The sequence below is a fragment of the Streptomyces sp. NPDC101219 genome (assembly GCF_044767675.1).
Classification (GTDB): Bacteria; Actinomycetota; Actinomycetes; order Streptomycetales; family Streptomycetaceae; genus Streptomyces.
The window spans coordinates 53215-69919 of record NZ_JBIWOK010000008.1; the positions used below are offsets into that span (position 1 = coordinate 53215).

General features: G+C 76.3%; 15 protein-coding genes. 5 read left to right on the forward strand and 10 right to left on the reverse strand.

Annotated elements, in window-relative coordinates; all coding sequences use genetic code 11:
* Nucleotides 1–60: 60 nt before the first annotated feature.
* Nucleotides 61–1971, reverse strand: a complete 1911-nt coding sequence (locus tag ACIRPP_RS17425; protein ID WP_403643213.1) for a hypothetical protein — start codon at nt 1969–1971, stop codon at nt 61–63.
* A 342-nt stretch (nt 1972–2313) separates the two neighbouring features.
* On the opposite strand from ACIRPP_RS17425, the gene ACIRPP_RS17430 reads away from it, so the two are divergent.
* Nucleotides 2314–2682, forward strand: coding sequence for a DUF6479 family protein (locus ACIRPP_RS17430; RefSeq protein WP_164337739.1), 369 nt, complete (start codon nt 2314–2316; stop codon nt 2680–2682).
* A 75-nt stretch (nt 2683–2757) separates the two neighbouring features.
* Here the strand turns inward: ACIRPP_RS17430 and ACIRPP_RS17435 are convergent, their stop codons facing one another.
* Nucleotides 2758–3531, reverse strand: coding sequence for a carboxypeptidase regulatory-like domain-containing protein (locus tag ACIRPP_RS17435; RefSeq protein ID WP_403643216.1), 774 nt, complete (start codon nt 3529–3531; stop codon nt 2758–2760).
* 253 nt (nt 3532–3784) lie between these two features.
* Between ACIRPP_RS17435 and ACIRPP_RS17440 the strand changes: the two genes are divergently transcribed.
* On the forward strand, nt 3785–4153 hold the full coding sequence (locus tag ACIRPP_RS17440; RefSeq protein WP_403643219.1) for a hypothetical protein: 369 nt from the start codon (nt 3785–3787) through the stop codon (nt 4151–4153).
* A gap of 58 nt (nt 4154–4211) precedes the next feature.
* On the opposite strand, the gene ACIRPP_RS17445 is transcribed toward ACIRPP_RS17440, so the two are convergent.
* Nucleotides 4212–5915 (reverse strand): alpha-amylase family glycosyl hydrolase, encoded by a 1704-nt coding sequence (locus ACIRPP_RS17445; RefSeq protein WP_403643222.1) that lies wholly within the window; start codon nt 5913–5915, stop codon nt 4212–4214.
* A 305-nt stretch (nt 5916–6220) separates the two neighbouring features.
* Here ACIRPP_RS17445 and ACIRPP_RS17450 point away from each other — a divergent pair, with 305 nt between their 5' ends.
* Nucleotides 6221–7153, forward strand: coding sequence for an LAETG motif-containing sortase-dependent surface protein (locus ACIRPP_RS17450; RefSeq protein WP_403643225.1), 933 nt, complete (start codon nt 6221–6223; stop codon nt 7151–7153).
* 212 nt (nt 7154–7365) lie between these two features.
* Here ACIRPP_RS17450 and ACIRPP_RS17455 read toward each other — a convergent pair whose 3' ends face one another.
* Nucleotides 7366–8358, reverse strand: coding sequence for a nucleoside hydrolase (locus tag ACIRPP_RS17455; protein WP_403643228.1), 993 nt, complete (start codon nt 8356–8358; stop codon nt 7366–7368).
* A 253-nt stretch (nt 8359–8611) separates the two neighbouring features.
* Between ACIRPP_RS17455 and ACIRPP_RS17460 the strand changes: the two genes are divergently transcribed.
* The gene (locus tag ACIRPP_RS17460; protein ID WP_403643231.1) at nt 8612–9418 is read left to right on the forward strand and encodes a hypothetical protein; all 807 of its coding nucleotides are present in this window, start codon (nt 8612–8614) and stop codon (nt 9416–9418) included.
* A gap of 24 nt (nt 9419–9442) precedes the next feature.
* Here the strand turns inward: ACIRPP_RS17460 and ACIRPP_RS17465 are convergent, their stop codons facing one another.
* The 3 genes from ACIRPP_RS17465 to ACIRPP_RS17475 form a co-directional block, all read right to left on the reverse strand.
* Complete coding sequence (locus ACIRPP_RS17465) at nt 9443–9718, reverse strand: hypothetical protein (RefSeq protein ID WP_403643234.1); 276 nt, start codon at nt 9716–9718, stop codon at nt 9443–9445.
* Between the two features lie 48 nt (nt 9719–9766).
* Nucleotides 9767–10543: a GAF and ANTAR domain-containing protein gene (locus tag ACIRPP_RS17470; protein WP_403643237.1), complete on the reverse strand. Its 777-nt coding sequence runs from the start codon at nt 10541–10543 to the stop codon at nt 9767–9769.
* Nucleotides 10544–10648: 105 nt separating this feature from the next.
* Entirely contained in the window at nt 10649–11992 is a 1344-nt protein-coding gene (locus ACIRPP_RS17475) for a tetratricopeptide repeat protein (RefSeq protein ID WP_403643240.1), read from the reverse strand.
* 98 nt (nt 11993–12090) lie between these two features.
* On the opposite strand from ACIRPP_RS17475, the gene ACIRPP_RS17480 reads away from it, so the two are divergent.
* The gene (locus tag ACIRPP_RS17480) at nt 12091–12258 is read left to right on the forward strand and encodes a hypothetical protein (protein WP_343239693.1); all 168 of its coding nucleotides are present in this window, start codon (nt 12091–12093) and stop codon (nt 12256–12258) included.
* Between the two features lie 91 nt (nt 12259–12349).
* On the opposite strand, the gene ACIRPP_RS17485 is transcribed toward ACIRPP_RS17480, so the two are convergent.
* From ACIRPP_RS17485 to ACIRPP_RS17495, 3 genes are read right to left on the reverse strand one after another with little or no spacing between them, the layout of a single operon-like run.
* The gene (locus tag ACIRPP_RS17485; RefSeq protein ID WP_403643243.1) at nt 12350–13726 is read right to left on the reverse strand and encodes an extracellular solute-binding protein; all 1377 of its coding nucleotides are present in this window, start codon (nt 13724–13726) and stop codon (nt 12350–12352) included.
* On the reverse strand, nt 13726–16326 hold the full coding sequence (locus tag ACIRPP_RS17490) for a substrate-binding domain-containing protein (RefSeq protein WP_403643245.1): 2601 nt from the start codon (nt 16324–16326) through the stop codon (nt 13726–13728). Before ACIRPP_RS17490 ends, ACIRPP_RS17485 begins: the two co-directional genes overlap by 1 nt.
* 4 nt (nt 16327–16330) lie before the next feature.
* On the reverse strand, nt 16331–16693 hold the full coding sequence (locus tag ACIRPP_RS17495) for a hypothetical protein (protein WP_403643248.1): 363 nt from the start codon (nt 16691–16693) through the stop codon (nt 16331–16333).
* Nucleotides 16694–16705: the final 12 nt, after the last annotated feature.

Here is a 16705-nt window from a genome sequence, read left to right on the forward strand (position 1 = left end):
CACAGCGGAAGGCCCGGATCCGCGGAGGATCCGGGCCTTCCGGCCGGTCGGGGGAATCCGTCAGCCGCGCGGGCGGCGCGGCGTCAGGCGACCGGCGTAGCGGACGGCGGCCCAGCCGCCGGCCGCCAGCAGGGCGGCGAGTGCGATCAGCGTGGTCGTGCCCGTTGCTCCGGTCAGGGCAAGGCTGCCCCCGCCGGTGCCCGTGGTGGTGCCGGAGGTGCCGTCAAAGGCGCCGGGGCCGGTGTCCTTGCCGTCGTCGGCGTCCCGGCCTCCGTCCGGGGTGGTGCCCCCGGGGGCCGTGCCGCCGTCCGTGCCGGTGTCCTTGCCGTCGTCCGGGCCCGTGCCCTGCCCGTCGTCGCCGCCCTTGCCGGGGACGACCTCCACGGCGAACTGGGCGGAGACGCCCTCGACGCTCGCCGCGACCGTGTAGGTGCCGGTGCCGCGGCCGGCCACCAGCGGCGGCGCGGTCGCCCGGCCGGTGGCGTCCGTCCGGACGGTGACCACCCGGTCCTGGCCACGGAAGCGCGGGGAGTCCTTGCCGGTGTCCTCGACCCGGAACTCCACCTCGGTGCCCGCCGGCGCCGGTGCACCCGACCGGACGACCGCCGCCTGCAGGGCCGTGCCGAAGGCCCGGTTCTGCCCGGCCCGCTGGTCGTCGCCCGCGGCGGCCGTCACGGTGTACGGGGAGTTCTTCACCGTGGCGCGGAAGACCGTGGACACTCCGCGGGCGGTCACCCGGACGGAGAAGTCGCCCTCCCGCCACGCGGTGACCGGCGGCGACTGGGCGCGGCCGCGCGCGTCGGTCGACGCCACGAACGTCTTCTCGTCGCCGCCGCTCGGGTGGAAGAGGGCGTCGGTGCCGTTCGGGTCCTCGATCGCGAAGGTGACGGAGACGTCCCGGACCGGCCGCCCGTCGTCGTCCAGGGCGAGGACCGCCATCGGCGCGAAGTCCGAGCGGTGCACCTGGTCGAGGCCCGACACCTGCCGCAGCTCCGCGAGGTCCCGCGCCGTCCACTGCAGGACGACGCGGCCGTCGCCGCCGTTGCCGCTCACGTGGCCGCCCTCGGCCGTGCCGAGGGTGACCGGGTCGGTCGAGGCCCGCCAGAAGGGGTCGTTCTGCCCGGGGGCGCGCCGGCCCTCGCCGGCCAGGAAGCGGGCGTCGGTCACCCGGGCCGCGTCGACGTGGCTGGAGCCGCCCCCGCCGCTTCCGGTGAGTCCCTGGGGGGCGTCCGTGCCGGCCCCGCCGCCACCGCCCGCCCAGCCCGCGCCGCCTCCGCCGCCACCGCCGTCCGTGCCCGGGCCGCCGGGGCCGCCCCGGCCGCCCGCAGAGGCGTTGTCGCCCGCCGTGCCGTTGCCGGCCCCGGCTCCGCCGGTCGCGCCCACCGCGCCCTTGCCGCCGGCCTCCCGCTCCGAGGCGTCCTCGCCCCGCTCGGCGCCGGCCGCGCCGCCCTGGCCGCGCCAGGCGCCGCCGGTCCCGCCCCCGCCGCCACCGCCCGCGACCAGCAGGGCCGTCCCGTCGGCGGAGCGCACGGCGGTGCTGCCCCCGCCGTCACCGGCCGAGCGGGCCCCGCCCTCGCCGCCGGGCGCGTCGGCGAAGCCCTGGCCGGCGACCGTGATCCTGAGCCGCTCGCCGGGGGTGACCGCGAGCGTCCCCGCGACATGGGCGCCCGCCCCGCCGTAGGCCAAGGAGGAGCCCTCGCCGCCCTGGCCCCAGGCCCGTACGTCGAGGGCCCGCACGCCGGCCGGCACGCGGAACTGGTCCACGGTGCGCGTGGCGTCGAACAGGCGGCAGCCGGAGAAGCCCTCGGACGGCGTGCACACCGTCCCCGGGCCGCCCGTGCCCTCCGCCGCCACGGTCGCGGGGGCGCCGGTGAGCGCACCGCCCGCGGTCAGGGCGACGACGCCGAGGACGGCGGCACCGCGCCGCAGTGCGTGGTGAAGAGGTCCGGCCGGATGGTGACGATGCGTCAACGCGACTCCCCGCGACATGGGTCGAGCTCCCCCCCGGGAGCCAGGAACCGCGCAAGCCTACCCACAGATTCGATCAAGAAGAGAGTCGTTTTGCCATCGATTCGATCACCGATGACCGCAGAAGGCGGGAAGGCCGGGGCGGGCCCCGAGCTGCACACGTGGGGACGCGACGGCCCGTCCCGGCCTTCCCTCCGGCCGCAATCTGCCACGGCCCCGGGGCCACCGCCCGCCGGTGAAGGCCGAACGGGCACCAGGACTCCCCGGCGGTGCGGGCGAGCCGGGTATGCACCATGAACAGGCATTCCGGGCGCTTTATCACACTTTCAGGTCCATACTCGGAGCATGAGCACGGCAACGTATGAGGTGCTGGCCGCAGGCCAGGACGTACTGAACGTGGTCGCGGCCTTCATCGGCGGGCTGGTCGTCGCCGGCGCGCTGATCTGGGCCGTACGGGTCGGCATGCGGGTCATGGACACGGAGGAGCATCGCCCGCGTCCCGAGGAGCAGCCACGCCTGCCCGACGGCGGCGCGGTGCACGAGATGCGTGAGATGCGGGAGCCCGACGAGGTGCCCCGGTCCCAGGGCGGCGAGCGGATCATGCCGCACGAGTTCCATCGCGCCGCGACGAGAACGGGCAAGGACCAGAGCCCGCGGCGCTGGAGCCCGGGTTCCAGCGGCGGCTTCGGCAGCGGAGGTCCCGGGCACGTGTGACGCGGGCCCGGCCGGCGGCGCGGCCTCACGGGGGCCGGGCCCACGGCACCCTGCGGCCCGAGCGGCGGGTGTCCGTCAGCGCGTGGGCGTCGCCGCCGTCCCGACCGTGACGGCGATCTGCTGGCTCACCGCGCCCACCCCGTTGAGGGCGGCGGCGGCCTGGATGCGGTGGCCGCCGGGAGCGAGGGGCGGGCCGGGTGTGCAGGTCCAGCGGCCGTCCGGCCCGGTGGTGGTGCTGCACACCTCGGTGTCCGCGCCGTCCAGCACGGTGATCTGCGCGCCCGGATGGGCGGTGCCGGCGATCTCCGGCCGGGCGTCGAGCGGTACGCCGGACTCCGGACGGGTGAGCGTGGGCTCGGCCAGCCCCACGGTCACCCGGCAGCCGCCGGCCGCGCGGGCGGCGCCCCGTGCGTCGGTGAGCCGCAGGGCGCAGCCCTTCAGCACGGTTCCCGGCCGGGCGCCCTCGGGCACCGCGAGGACGAAGGGGAACACCCGGTCCCGCCACGGTTCGGCGGCCGTGGTCGTGGCCGTGTAGGAGGCGGTGCGGCCGGACGCGGCCAGGGCGCCGGTGTAACCGGAGTCCTCCAGCGGGAGGCCGGTCACCCGGGCCCCGGCGGGGGCGGTCAGGGTGAGGGTGGAACCGCGGCCGGGGGCGCTCCCGGTGACGCCCGCGATCTCGACGGCGGCCTCCTGGCCGGGCGCGATGGTCACCGCACCCCACAGGACCCGTCCGGGTGCGGCGGGGGTCCGCGCACCGGCCGCGGCGGGCGGCCCGGCGGACAGCCACGCGCCCGCGGCCATCGCGGCCGCGGCGAGTCCCGCGGCGGCTTGCTTGCTGGTCCTGTTCATCGTGTCGGCCGGCTCCCTGTCGGACGTCGTGGCCGGGGCGTCGTCCGCGCGCGGCGCCGTGGGGCGTCGGGCACGTCCGGCCCACCTGGGAGCGATTCTGGCGGGCCGTTCCCGCAGGTGACGCGGGATGCTGCACCGTACGGGTGGCCGGTGCGGCGGGCCGGTGCGGGCCGGGTGCCGGGAGGTGTGGCGGTGGGGCGGGCCCCGGGGGCAAGGTGGAGGAAGGCTCCGCAGGCTTTGGAGGTGTTCCGACGTGATCACCGAACTCGCCGTCGAACGCGTGGCATTCACCTGCGGTGCGTGCGGGCACCGCTGGAGCGTGGACTACGACGTCCAGCGCTATCTGGACGGTCACGGGGACGAGTGGGAGTACTTCCACCGGGACAACACCGTCGTGCCCTCCCCGTACGTCCCCGAGAACGCGCCGGCCTGCGCGCGGTGCGGGCACCGTCAGACCGGCCGCCTGGTCGCCCGGCGGCCCGTGCCGCTGCCGGGGGTGGCGGGCGAGCCGCGCATCCGGGTCCCGGCGCACGCCCTGCTCCGCCCGGAGCGGCACCTCGCCCCGCTGCTGCGGTCCGACGGCCACCCGCAGCCGGCCCGGGTGGACCCGGCCGTCTCCTGAACCGCCGGTCCCCGGCCGCCCCGCGGCGGGGTGCGGCCGGGACCGTCACGGCGTCCGCTCAGACGCTCAGCCAGGCCGTGGTGTCCGGCCCCAGCCGGCCGTCCTCCAGGGGCGCGCTGGTCAGCAGGACCTCGCCGGCCGGCAGGTCGACGGGGCCGTCGGACAGGTTCGTCACGCAGCGCCAGCCCTCGGACCGGTCGAACTGCAGGACACCGGGCGGGGTGTCCTGCGCCCAGGTCAGCGTCTCGTCCGTGGTCAGCTTGCGGCGCAGCCGCAGGGCCGCCCGGTAGAACTCCAGCGTGGAACCCTCGACCCCGTCCTGGGCCTCCACGGAGTGCGCGGCGAAGCCCGGCGGCTGGGGCAGCCAGGAGCCCGACGCGCCGAAACCGTAGGAGGGTCCCGTACGGGTCCACGGCAGCGGCACCCGGCAGCCGTCGCGGCCCTTGCGGACGCGGCCGGTCTGCTCCCAGACCGGGTCCTGGAGGACCTCGGTGGGCAGGTCGGCGACCTCGGGCAGGCCGAGCTCCTCGCCCTGGTACACGTACGCGGAGCCGGGCAGCGCCAGCATCAGCTGGGTGGCGGCGCGGGCCCGGCGCAGGCCGGCCTCCGGGTCGACGGCGGGGGCGTGGCCGCCGGAGAGCAGCCAGGCGTTCTCGTCCGTGCCCGGCGGGAGCATCAGGCGGGAGGCGTGCCGGACCACGTCGTGGTTGGAGAGCACCCAGGTGGCCGAGGCGCCGGCCCCGCGGGCGGTCGCCAGGGAGTCGGTGATGACCTTCCGGAGGGCGTCCGCGTCCCACGGGGCCTGGAGGTACTCGAAGTTGAACGCCTGGCCCAGCTCGTCCGGGCGGGCGTAGAGGGCGCGCCGCGGGTCGGGGATCCACGCCTCGGCGACGGCCGCGCGGGGCGGGGAGTAGCTGTCGAAGATCTTGCGCCAGTCGCGGTAGATCTCGTGCACCTCGTCCCGGTCGAAGAACGGGTGGGTGCCGGGCGCGAACTCGGCGAGGGCTTCCTCCCGGCTCAGCTCGGGGGCGCCGAGGTCGCGCAGGGGCTCGCTCAGGTCCTTGGCGAGGGCGTGCGCGACGTCGATCCGGAAGCCGTCCACACCGCGGTCGGACCAGAACCGCAGGGTGGTGCGGAAGTCGGCGCGTACCTCGGGGTTGTCCCAGTTGAGGTCGGGCTGCTCGGGCGCGAACAGGTGCAGGTACCACTGCCCGTCGGGCACGCGCTGCCAGGCGCTGCCGCCGAACAGGGACTGCCAGTCGGTGGGCGGCAGCTCGCCGCGCTCTCCCCGGCCGTCCCGGAAGACGTACCGCTCGCGGGCCGCGGAGCCGGGTCCGGCCCGCAGCGCCTCCTGGAACCAGACGTGCTGGTGGGAGGTGTGGTTGGGGACGATGTCGACGATCACCTTCAGGCCGAGCCGGTGGGCCTCGGCGACCAGGGCGTCGAAGTCGTCGAGCGTGCCCAGGCGCGGGTCGACGTCGCGCGGGTCGGCGACGTCGTAGCCGCCGTCGGCGAGCTCGGAGGGGTAGAACGGGCTCAGCCAGAGGGCGTCGACGCCCAGCGTCGCGAGGTGGGTGAGGCGTGCGGTGATGCCGGGCAGGTCGCCCAGTCCGTCGCCGTCCGCGTCGGCGAAGCTGCGCGGATACACCTGGTAGACGACCGCCTGCCGCCACCAGTCGGGGTTGCGGGAGGAGAGGTCGGGAGCGACGTCGTGGGCGGGGCGGGACACGGAGGTGTCGGGCAGGGCGGAACGGTCGGTCACTCGGGCTCCTCCAGAGTACGTGCGGGGCACCAGGGACATCTGTCCACAACGTCGTAAAAGTGAACACTCGGGTGGGGCGGAACCATTCCTTCCCTGTGTGCCGGAAGTGTGGAGGACGTGCAACTCCCCTTGCGTTCCCGCAGGTTGACAGGCTCAGGCGGCATCGCCACCATGAAGGCGCACTGTGGCTCATGTGACCAGTGGGCCCGGTGATTCCTCCACCACTCATCCCGGAACGGCCGGCCGCCGCGCGCTGCCCTGACGCCGTGCCCCGGTTTCCGGCACACGCCAAGAATGGGATCCGCATGTCCACAGCGAGACTCGCGCGCCGCCTGCTGGGAACGGGCGCCGCGGCCATCGTCCTCTGCGCGGCCACCTCCGCCGCGGCCACCTCCGCCCACGCCCACGGCGCGCCCGGCGGGGACGGCTGGAAGAAGGGCGGCAGCTACCGGCCGGGCACCGGCGCCGGCACGGTCACCGAGACGGACCGCTGCCAGTTCTCCCTCGACGGCGGCAAGACCTTCATCGACGCCGTCAAGGTCGACAACGAGAGCCTGCGGCCCACCGAGGACGGCACGATCCGCATCACCGTCCGCGCCGCCGGCGACGCGACCACCTGCACCGCCTCCCTCGCTTCCTACCTGGCGCACGGCCCGACCTTCGCCACCTCCGGCGAGCAGGTCTTCGTCGACTTCGGCACGGCGACCGTGAAGCCGGGGAAGACGGCCGACCTCGCCATCGCCGTCCCGGACAAGGGCTGCTTCGCGCAGATCGACCTCTATCGGGGTGCCGTGAAGTTCGACGGCAAGCTGGACGCGGACGACGGCCTCGAACACGGCCCGCTGCCCAAGGGGCCGGACCGGCCGGTCATCAAGGAGAAGCTGATCGCGGCCTGGAACGGCGGCACCCGGGACTGCACGTCCCAGCCGCCGAAGGAGGAGGAGCCGCCGGCGCCGTCGCCGTCCGAGCCGGAGCCGACGGAGCCCGCCGAGGAGACCACCCCGCCCGCGTCCGGCACCCCGGACGAGCCCTCGGCGACGCCGTCCACGGAGGCGCCCGAGCCGTCCGCCTCCGAGCCGTCCGAGCCGGCGGCCACGCCGAACGGCGGCAGCGGTGACCTGGCGGAGACCGGCGCCGACGGCAACACCGGCCCGATCGCGATCGGCGCGGCCGTGCTGCTCGCGGGCGGTGCGGCGATCGTCGTGGCCACCCGCCGCAAGCGGACGACCCGCGCCTGACCCACCGGGGTCGGCGGGCGCCCCGGGCGCGGGCGGCGACGCGCGCGCCCCCGCCCGCCCCTCCGAGTACGGCCGGAATACCCGCCCGGTGCCGTCCCCCGCGGACCGGGCGCGGGGCCCGGGGCTCCCTCGCGAGCCCCGGGCCCCTTTGTCTTCCCGGACCGTGGTGGCGCGCGGCCGGCCGCCCCACGGGTGGGACAGCCGCGGCCGTTTCACGGGCGGGTGGGCCCGCCCCCTTCGACCGTCTCCAGGTAGAGCCGGACGTAACGCGCCACGTCCACGTCGAGCGCGACGTCGACCAGCGGCTGCTCGCGCGTGCCCTCGTGGAGTTCCGACTCGCCGACGCGGGGCCGGCGGTCCACGATCGTCTGCCCGCGCGCCGGGCCGGGGGCCAGCGAGACCTCCACGGGCAGCCGGTGGGTGGTCAGCCCTTCCGGGTCGGCCACCGCGCACAGCGCGCCGGCGTCACCGAGTCCGCCCGCGTCCTCGTCGGGGTCACCGGGCGCGCTGCCCGGCGTGGCGGGGCGGTGGGCCAGCAGGTCGCCGGCCAGCCGGGCACCCGGTTCCGCGCTCGCGCGCAGCCGCCGCACGTCCGCCGCCGGGACCACGACCCGGGTGAACACGTCCAGGCCGTACATGGTGATCGGCACCCCCGCGGTGAGCAGGATCGCCGCCGCCTCGGGGTCGTGCCAGACGTTGAACTCGGCGACCGGGGAGGCGTTGCCGGCGCCCGCCGCGCCGCCCATGAACACGATCCGCCCGATGTTGCGGGTGACCTCGGGGTGGGTGCGCAGCAGCAGGGCGATGTTGGTCAGCGGGGCGGTCGGCACCAGGGTGACCGGGCGCGGGGAGGCGAGGATCTCGCGGCGCAGCAGGGTCACCGCGTCCACGTCGGCCGGCGTGCGGCGCGGCGCGGGCAGGCCGAGGTCGCCCATGCCGTCGTGGCCGTGGACGTGGCGGGCGGAGCGGGGGGCCTCGATCAGGGGGCGCTCGGCGCCCCGGGCGACCGGGACGTCGCCGGCGCCCGCCCGCTCCAGCACGGTCAGCGTGTTGCGGACGACTCCGTCGACGTCGGTGTTGCCGGCCACGCAGGTCACGGCGCGCAGGTCGATCGCCGGGTGACGCACCGCGAACAGCAGCGCGAGGGCGTCGTCGACGCCGGTGTCGCAGTCGATGATCACCGGGAGGGGCGGGCCGTCGGTCACTGCGGGTCCTTTCGGGCGTGGCGTGGGCTGCTGCGGGCTGGGGCGTGCGCCGGTCGCACGGTGCCCGCCGTCCCGTGCGCGACCCTACGCGGGGGACCGGCGGCCCTCGTCCCCGCGCCGGGCGGCCGGTCCCCCGGGGCCGTGCGGCCCGCTCACCCGGACGGACCGTCGCGCTGGTGGGGCGGGCGGGGCGGTGGTGCCGTATGAGCAGGTGTCCGACTCCGGACAGTCCGGTCCCCCAGGAGACAGCCCGATGACCCGTGCCCCGGCCGCCCGCGCCGTTCTCGTCTCCGCCCTGTCGGTGACCGCCCTGCTGACGGCGACGGCCTGTTCCGCCGAGGACGGCGCGGCGGCCCGGTCCGCCGTCACCGCGCCCGCCTCCACTCCGGCCTCCGCCGCCTCCCCGGCGGCCGAACAGCCCAGCCCCAGCGGGTCGGCGGGCTCGTCCGTGCTGAGCGCGGAACAGGTGCGGGCCGCGCTCGTCACGGAGACGGACCTGGGGGAGCCGTGGATCCCGACGCGGGGCGCCGCGACCTGGCGGGACGCGCTGCTGAAGGCCACCGCGCCGGACGCCGACTGCCGCCGCCTGCTCGACGCCCTCTACACCGAGGAACTGTTCGGCGACCCGACGGGACCGCACGCCGCGGTGGCTCTCGACGACGCCTACAGCGACGCCCAGTTGCGCTACCAGGTGGCCGCGCACCCGCCCGCCGAGGTGGACCGCACCCTGGCCTGGCTGGCTTCGCTGCCCGGGACGTGCGAACGCTTCACGGCGACGACCACGGGGTCGGGCCGGCAGGAGGCGCGGGTGGCGGAACTGCCGCTGCCGGAGGTCGGGGACGCCCGGGCGGCCCTGCGGATCACCCTGTCCGGCCGGACCTCGGACGGGGCGGACAGCCACCTGACCCTGGACCTCGCCGCCGTGCGGGTGGGGGAGGACACCATCACCCTGACCAACGGCGGACTCGGCGAGGTCGTACCTGAGATCACCCAGGCGGTGGCGCAGTTCGGCACCGAGCGCCTGACGGAGATCAGGCGGCAGTCCCGTCTGAAGGTCTGACGGGGGGTCCGAACGGGCGGTCGCTCAGGTCAGGCGGTCGACGGCCTGCTTGGCCTCCAGCAGATCCGCGCCCGTGGCCTCGCGGTAGACCTTGATCGCCTGGACGGTCTTCCCCTCCCGCACGAGCGCGGTGATCTCCTCCCGTCCCGGCAGTTCCTCCTGCAGCCCCAAGTGGTCCAGCACCCGGTCGAGTTTGCGTTCCACGCGAGCCAGCCGGCGGTCGGTGCGGGCGATGCGGCTCTGGAGGCCGGCGGCGCCGAGGATCACCAGGCACGTCAGCGACAGTATGAGTACGTCCATGGCCGGCAAGCCTACGAAGGCGCCCGCCGCCCGGCGGGTCCGGCGCGCTCAGGGTGACTCGAACCGCCTGCGGTGCGCCACCACGTCCCCGGCCACGTCGAGCGCCGTGCGGCCGTGGGCGAACGCGTCGCCCCGCAAGCGGGCCAGGGCCTCGTCGGCGCCGACGCCCAGCTGGGCCATGATCATGCCGACGGCCTGGTGGATGGTGTCGTGGTCGGCGGCCAGTCCGCTGAGCCAGGGCGCGCTGCCCCGGTACTCGGGCTCCTCCTCGTGCGGCAGCGCCATCAGCGCCACCGTCATCACCCCGGCCACCAGACGGGCCACCTCCAGCTGGCCGTCCGTGAGTCCGCCGGGGGCGGTGCGGTAGAGGTCGAGGGTGCCGACGCACAGGCGGTCGCTGCCCAGTGGCAGAGCGTGCACGGCCCGTACCCCCGCGGCGACGGCCTGCTGGGCGAAGACGGGCCAGCGGTGCGCGCTGCGGGCGGACTCCAGGTCGCCGACGAGGACCGGTGCCCCCGTCCGCAGGACCCACTGGCAGGGTCCGTCGCCCAGCGTGGCCTGGAGCTGGGCCAGGTGGGCGGCCCGGGCGCTGCTGGCGCCGAGCTGGACCGGCATGCCGTCGGTGCGCAGCGACACGCTGGCGCCGTCCACCGGCAGCAGGTCCACGACCACGGTGCACAGCCGCCCCGGCATCTCCTCCGGCCCGGCCCCTTGCACGCCCGCGGCGATCGCCTCGGCCGCCCGCTCGTACCCGCGGCCGTCCGGACCCCCGGGGCGGCCCGGCGAGGGGTCGCCGCCAGGGTCGTCCCCGGACCGCACGGCCACCGCCTCCTTCGCTCGGGATGATGGCCTGAAACGGCCGAAACGAGGCCCGACTACCCGGCGCACCCCCGCCGAAACACATGCGGAACGATCGAGTCCGTTCCGTGTTCAGAGCGCGGGCTGGGCGGGCGCCGGCCCGAGTGTCGTGGTGCCCGGAGCCGTGCGGTGCCCGAGGCCGGTGCGGTACGCGTCGAGGGCGGCCTCGACCCGGCCGGTGCGGCGCAGCAGGTCGCCCAGCAGCCGGCACAGGTCGGCGAGGTCGCCGAGCGCGCCCGCGCGCTCCAGCAGGCTCATCGCCCGCACGTAGTGCTCCTCGGCCTGCTCCGCGTCGCGGGCGTCCTCCGCGATGATGCCCAGCAGCCGGTGCGCCGCCGCCGCGTGCACCGCGCCCCGCTCGGGCGACAGCCCGCCGAGCACGTCCCGCAGCAGATCCGCGGCTTCCTCCGAGGAGCCGCGCCGGTGCAGCACGTCGGCCAGTTCGACGGTGACCTGGTGGCTGTAGAGGGAGGCGCGGCGGGCCGACAGCATGCGCAGCGCCTCCCGCAGTTCCTCCTCCGCCCGCTCCAGTTCGCCGTTCTGCGCGTACACGTAGCCGCGCATCCAGTGACAGTTGGCGAGCTCGGTGCGCAGCCGCAGCCCGCGGTACAGCTCCGCCGCCTTGGCCAGTGAGGCGTCGGCCTCCGCGAGCCGGCCCTCGGCGAGCAGGGTGCGGGCCACCGACCGGTGCATGCGCGCCACCAGCGCCGGGTCCCCGGAGCGCGGGGCCAGGGCCAGCGCGAATTCGGCCGCCTGCGCCGCGCGGGCGTGCGCCCCCATGTCCATGTACGGGCCGATCGCGCTCGCGTACAGCAGCAGTAACGCGTCCGGGTCGTGCAGCCCGCCCCGGTTCAGCTCGTCCAGGGTGGATTCCAGCAGGTAGACCGCGTAGCGCAGTTCGCCCGCGAGGTAGTGGGCCACCGCCCGGCCGCGCAGGGCGGGCACCCGGGCGGGCAGCGGGGCCCCGGCGAGGCACGCCTCGGCCCGCTCGAAGAAGCCCCGGCCCGGGACCAGGTCACCGGTCTCCAGCGCGCACTCCCCGAGCCCGAGCAGCGCGGCGGCCTGTTCCTCGGCCAGCCCGTGGGCCTCCGCCCCGGCCAGCAGCGCGGTGAACTGCTCCACCGCCGACTCGGTCTCCCCGGCGGCGAGGGTGCGCTGCGCCTCGGTCAGCCCGAGCCGCAGCTCGGTGACGAGGCGGGCCGGGCGGCCGGTGGCCAGTTCGTCGAAGGTGACTCCGAGCCGGCCGGCGAGGTGGCGCAGGGCGTCGTCGGAGGGCCGCACCCGGCCGGCCTCCAGGGTGGAGATGTAGGCGGCCGTGTAGGCCGGCTCGGCCAGCTGTCTCTGGGTCAGGCCGCCCGCCACGCGCAACTGCTGCACCCGGCGTCCGATGGTGCCCGGATCGTCCCGCTCCCCCACGTCCAACTCTCCTTGTGGCCCTTGCCGTTCGAGCCCGACTGGCTCTAGGTTAAACGGCGGATTAAACATGGTTACCCCATCGCTGTAGTGAGGTCGCCGTGCAGGCACGCACACGCACCGTCGAGCGGTACGCCCGTGGCGTCGCCGCGGCCGTCGCCGCGGTCGCCGCGCTCGTCCTGGCGGCCAACACCGGCCCCACCGCCGAGACGGCCCAGCCGGACCCCGACCACCGGACCACCGCCCCGGTGGAGACCGAGGTCCGCTAGGGAGCCTTCTCGGAAGGCTGCCCAGCCCCGCCGCCGTCGATCCCCGCGACACGCCCGCCGTCCGGCCGGCCGGGGCCCCGCCGGGGCCGGGTCAGCCCGGCAGCGCCTCCCGCAGCGCCTCGTCGAGGCGGGCGGCGAGTTCCTCCTCGTCGGGCGGGTCGTCGCCGAGCAACGGGCCCAGGCGCGCCGTGAACGTCTGGGTGAACGCCCCGTACAGCGGTGTCCTCGGCCGCTGCACCGCCTTGCGCAGGGCCGGCAACAGGATCGTGCGGGCATGCGCGGGCCGCCCCTCCGCGTCGCGTGGGACCGGGTCGGCGCCCTCCCCGGTCGGCGACGCGGACGGCGACGCCGGGGCGGACGGACCGGCGGCCGTGGTGCAGCGCACCCCGTCCCCGTACGCCGACACGCGGGTCGCGGCGAACCCGGCGTCCAGCAGGCAGCGTTCGCTCTCCCGGCCGGTCAGGAACCGGATCAGGTCGGTCGCGCTGCGCGCCCGCGGCGACGACGAGGTCACCGCCAGGTTCTGCCCGCCCAGCACCGCCCGGCCGGGCAGCGGCACCACCCCCAGCTGCTCCTTCGTGAACGTGCGGTGCAGCGCCGGGTAGACGTAGGGCCAGTGCCGCAGGAACGCCGTACGGCCCGCGGCGAAGTCGCTCAGGGAGGCCGCCTCGTCGGAGTGCACGGCGTCCGCCAGCGTGTACGGCCGCCCCGTGCGCCGGCCCAGCTCCGCGATGCCGTCGGCCAGGTCCTCCACGGTCCCGGTGTAGCGCCCCTCCTCGTCGACCAGGGAGAAGTCGTCCACCGCGGACGCGAACGCCTCCACCGCGTTGACCGTGCGGCCCTCGTACGCGGCGAGCTGGGTGGTCCAGCCCTTGTCGTAGGCGTCCTCGTCGAGCCGGCTGTCGAGGGTCTCCACCAGGTCCCGCACCCCCGCCCAGGACTCCAGGTCGGCGCGCCGCACCCCCGCCCGCTCCAGGTAGTCGCGCCGGTAGTACAGCAGCCCCACGTCGCTGTTGAACGGCACCGCGTACACCTCACCGTCCCACCGGGCCGTCCCGGCCACCGACGGCACGACGTCCTCGTCCACCAGGTTCCCGGGCAGCGGACGGACCAGCCCGGCGGCGGCGAACTCCGGCACCCAGGTGACGTCCAGGTTGACCACGTCGTAGGCGGCGCTGCCCGACTGCAGGGCGCCGAGCAGCTGGCTGCGCTGTTCGTCGGCGCTGCCGGGCAGCTCCACCAGCCGCGCCCGGTACTCCGAACCGGAGCGCCGCTGCTCGCTGTTCCAGGCGTCGATGAGCTGCTGGCGGATGCCGTTCTTGCCGGTGACGTCGCGCCCGCTGGCGACCACGATGGTGCCGGGCACGTCGTCGGCGGAGGGCACGGCCGGCGGGCCCTCGCCGTCCCCGCCGCCCGTACAGGCGGCCACCATCAGCAGCGCCAGCAGCGCGGCCAGCCGTCGGACCATCAGCCGTCCCCCGTTCCGGTGCGCGCGACCTCGTCCTGGAGAGCCGCGCCCAGGTCGTCCCCCGTGTCCAGGCAGCGTCCGCCGCTCGCGTCGGCGATCCGCCGGTCCGGCCGGTCCAGGTCGCAGCCCGCGTTCTGCAACGACACCACCGTCACCGGGACCCCGGCGGTCCCCGCCCGGTCGAGCACCTCCCGCAGCCGCCCGCCGGTCAGCCGGTCGTTGTCCTCGCCGTCGGTGATGTGCACGATCAACTGCGGCCGGTCGTCGGCCCCGAGGCCCTCCAGCACGTCGAGCGCGGCCAGCAGCGCCGCGTGCGGATCCGCCTCCGCGTCCTGGACCCGGGCCCGTGCGGTCACCGCCCGCTCGGCGTCGGCCCGCCGGTGCGGACCGAGCGGCAGCACCGTCCGGTAGGGCCGGTCACGATCCCCGGCCACGCCCCACACGCCGTACTCGTCCCGGCCGCCGAGCCCGCCCAGCGACTGCCGCAGCAGTCCGGGACCGCCGCTCGGCCCCTGCCACAGCCGGTCCATGGAGCCCGAGCTGTCCAGCAAATACAGCACCCGGCCGGGACCGCCCGCCTCCCGGTACGCGGCCAGGGCCCGCTCCATGGCGCGCTGTCCCGCCGACTCGTGCAGCGGACTCGGCGCGTACAGCACGCCCTCCCGCCCGCGCTCCTGGTCCAGCAGCATCCGGCTGCCCGGGTCGCGGAAGCCCGCCCGGGCGAACTCGGCGCGGCCCCGCGGCCCCGCCAGCCAGTCGCGGAACGCCCCGGCCGCCGCGTCCCGCGCGCCCGCGTCCCGGTCGCCGCCCCGCCAGCGGACCCGGACGAACCGCGGCTCCATGCCCGGCACGTCCTCGGGGTACTGCGCCATGCGGGGCGTGCGCGTGTTGCTGTCGCAGCCGACGCCGCTGATCATCAGGAACTCCGGCACCAGGGCGGCGGTGCGGTTGTCGGTGACCTTGTCGTCGGGCAGCGTGCACAGCAGCTCCCCGGCCGTGGGGGACGGCGGGCCCGGCTGGGCGACCAGCCGTTCCCCGCGGGCTGCGGCCCGCGCGTCCTGCCCGTACAGGCCGACGGTGGCCAGCAGGCCGACGGCGGAGTGCTCCGGGTCCGGGCGCCGCACCGCGGCGTCCTCGTCCCGCCCGGTCAGGCCGTCGATCATCTCCGTCAGCGTCAGCCCGGTGCGCTCCGTCTGGGCCTCGCCGGCGATCTGCTGCGGCACGGCCAGCACGACGGGGGAGTAGGCGAGCGGCTCGCCGTCCGGTTCCAGTCCGGCGACGGCGTCGGTGTCCTGACCGTTCGTCACCCGGGCGACATCGGCGCCGGAGGCGGGGATCCAGACGTCGGGCTGCGGACCGATGTCCCGCTGCGGGTTGGTGTCCTCGTCGCGGGGCTCCTGCCACAGGCCGGACTGGCTGCTCAGCGCACCGACGACGTCCGCGGAGCCCGCGCTGTGCACGGTGATCCCCGCGCGCCGGCAGCCGTCGCCGGCGGTGTTCGCCGGGGAGGCGACGAAGGCGTCGGCGGCGCTGCGCAGGGTGGGTTCGAGGTCCGGGCCGGTCAGCACCCGCAGCTCCACCGGCGGGGCGCAGACGGTGTCGTCGGCGCCGACGAGCCGGAACAGGCCGTATCCGCCCGCCCCGAGCAGCACCAGGCACAGCACGGCGGCGAGCGCGGCCCGGGCGGCGCCCGGCCGCCCTGCGCGCGGGCCGTCGGGCGGCGGGACGAGCCGCCCGACGATCCGGGCGCGCCAGGCACGGAGCAGACCGGCGAGGCGGGCGGCCAGCCGGGCGGGGAGCCGGTCCGCGCGGTGGGAGGGACCGCCGGGGGGCGGGGGCGGGTCCGGGTCCGGCTTCCGGGGTTCCCGCGCCACCAGCAGCACGTCGACGTCCGGCTCCGCGCGCCACTGCGGCTCCCACTGCTCCTGGCGCACGGTGCGGTGCGGGCCGGCGGTCATCCGCGCCCGCAGGCGCTCGGACACGTCCCGGAATCCGGCCTCGCCGCCCTCGTCGAGCAGGTCCGCGAGCGCGGCGGTGCAGGGCGTCGCCGTCTTCGGGCCGCCCGCGTCGATGCGGTGGTTGGCCTGCACGCTCATCAGCAGCAGCACCCGCCGCTTGTCGCGGAAGGTCTCCCACACCCAGGCCGCGTTGCCCGCGAAGCAGCAGTCGAGGATCACCACGATCCGCCTGGCCGGGCTGGTGGCCAGCACCGTCAGCACGGTGGTGAACATCTCCGCGCCGGGGAACACCGCGTGCCCGCCCGCGATCACGCTGGCGTTGCGCATCTGCAGGAACAGCTCGTCGCCCGCGCTCGGGATGGCGCCGTGTCCCGCGAAGTAGAACAGCAGCACCCCCTCGGCCTCCTGCGCGGCCGAGCTGAGCAGCCGCCCGAACTCGTCGAGGGAGGGCGAGCGGGCGACCCTGATCTCGTCCTCGCCGAACACCCCGCCCCGGGCGAGCACGTCCCGCATCCGGGTCACGTTGTGCTTGACGGCGGGCAGGTCGCCGGGCACGCCGTGCGGCGCCTCCGTCAGCTCGTACTCGGACACCCCCACCAGCAGCGCCCGGTTGGGCAGCCCCCGCGGGTCGAAACCGGACACCGGCCTACCTGCCGTCGAGGTTCACCCGGTCGACTCTGCCCTCCGGCGGCTCACCGTCCTCGACGTCCCGCCGGTTGGCCCGCCAGGCCGACACCGCCCGCTTGACCTGATCCACCAGTTCCGTGAAGACGGCGCCCGCACCGGCCCCCACGATCACCAGGACGATCTCCATGCCGGCGCCCATCGGGGCGCCCGTCTCGTCCGTGCGGCGCCGCTCGTGGATCCGTAACTCGCCCGCGCGCACCAGCTCGTCCAGCGGTTTCTCCCGCTCCAGCCACTTGCGCAGCGCCCCGATGTCGCTCTCGCTCGCCGTCCCGTCCAGTCGCACCCGAATGCCCGCGTCGGCCACACCGTCCCCCTCAGCCATAACACACCATCA

What these genes read in the sequence shown, in the direction of transcription:
- ACIRPP_RS17450 (WP_403643225.1), top strand. Translation starts at nt 6,221, where the DNA reads ATGTCCACAGCGAGACTCGCGCGCCGCCTGCTGGGAACGGGCGCCGCG.
- ACIRPP_RS17465 (WP_403643234.1), bottom strand. Translation starts at nt 9,718, where the DNA reads ATGGACGTACTCATACTGTCGCTGACGTGCCTGGTGATCCTCGGCGCC.
- ACIRPP_RS17435 (WP_403643216.1), bottom strand. Translation starts at nt 3,531, where the DNA reads ATGAACAGGACCAGCAAGCAAGCCGCCGCGGGACTCGCCGCGGCCGCG.
- ACIRPP_RS17485 (WP_403643243.1), bottom strand. Translation starts at nt 13,726, where the DNA reads ATGGTCCGACGGCTGGCCGCGCTGCTGGCGCTGCTGATGGTGGCCGCC.
- ACIRPP_RS17495 (WP_403643248.1), bottom strand. Translation starts at nt 16,693, where the DNA reads ATGGCTGAGGGGGACGGTGTGGCCGACGCGGGCATTCGGGTGCGACTG.
- ACIRPP_RS17460 (WP_403643231.1), top strand. Translation starts at nt 8,612, where the DNA reads ATGACCCGTGCCCCGGCCGCCCGCGCCGTTCTCGTCTCCGCCCTGTCG.
- ACIRPP_RS17430 (WP_164337739.1), top strand. Translation starts at nt 2,314, where the DNA reads ATGAGCACGGCAACGTATGAGGTGCTGGCCGCAGGCCAGGACGTACTG.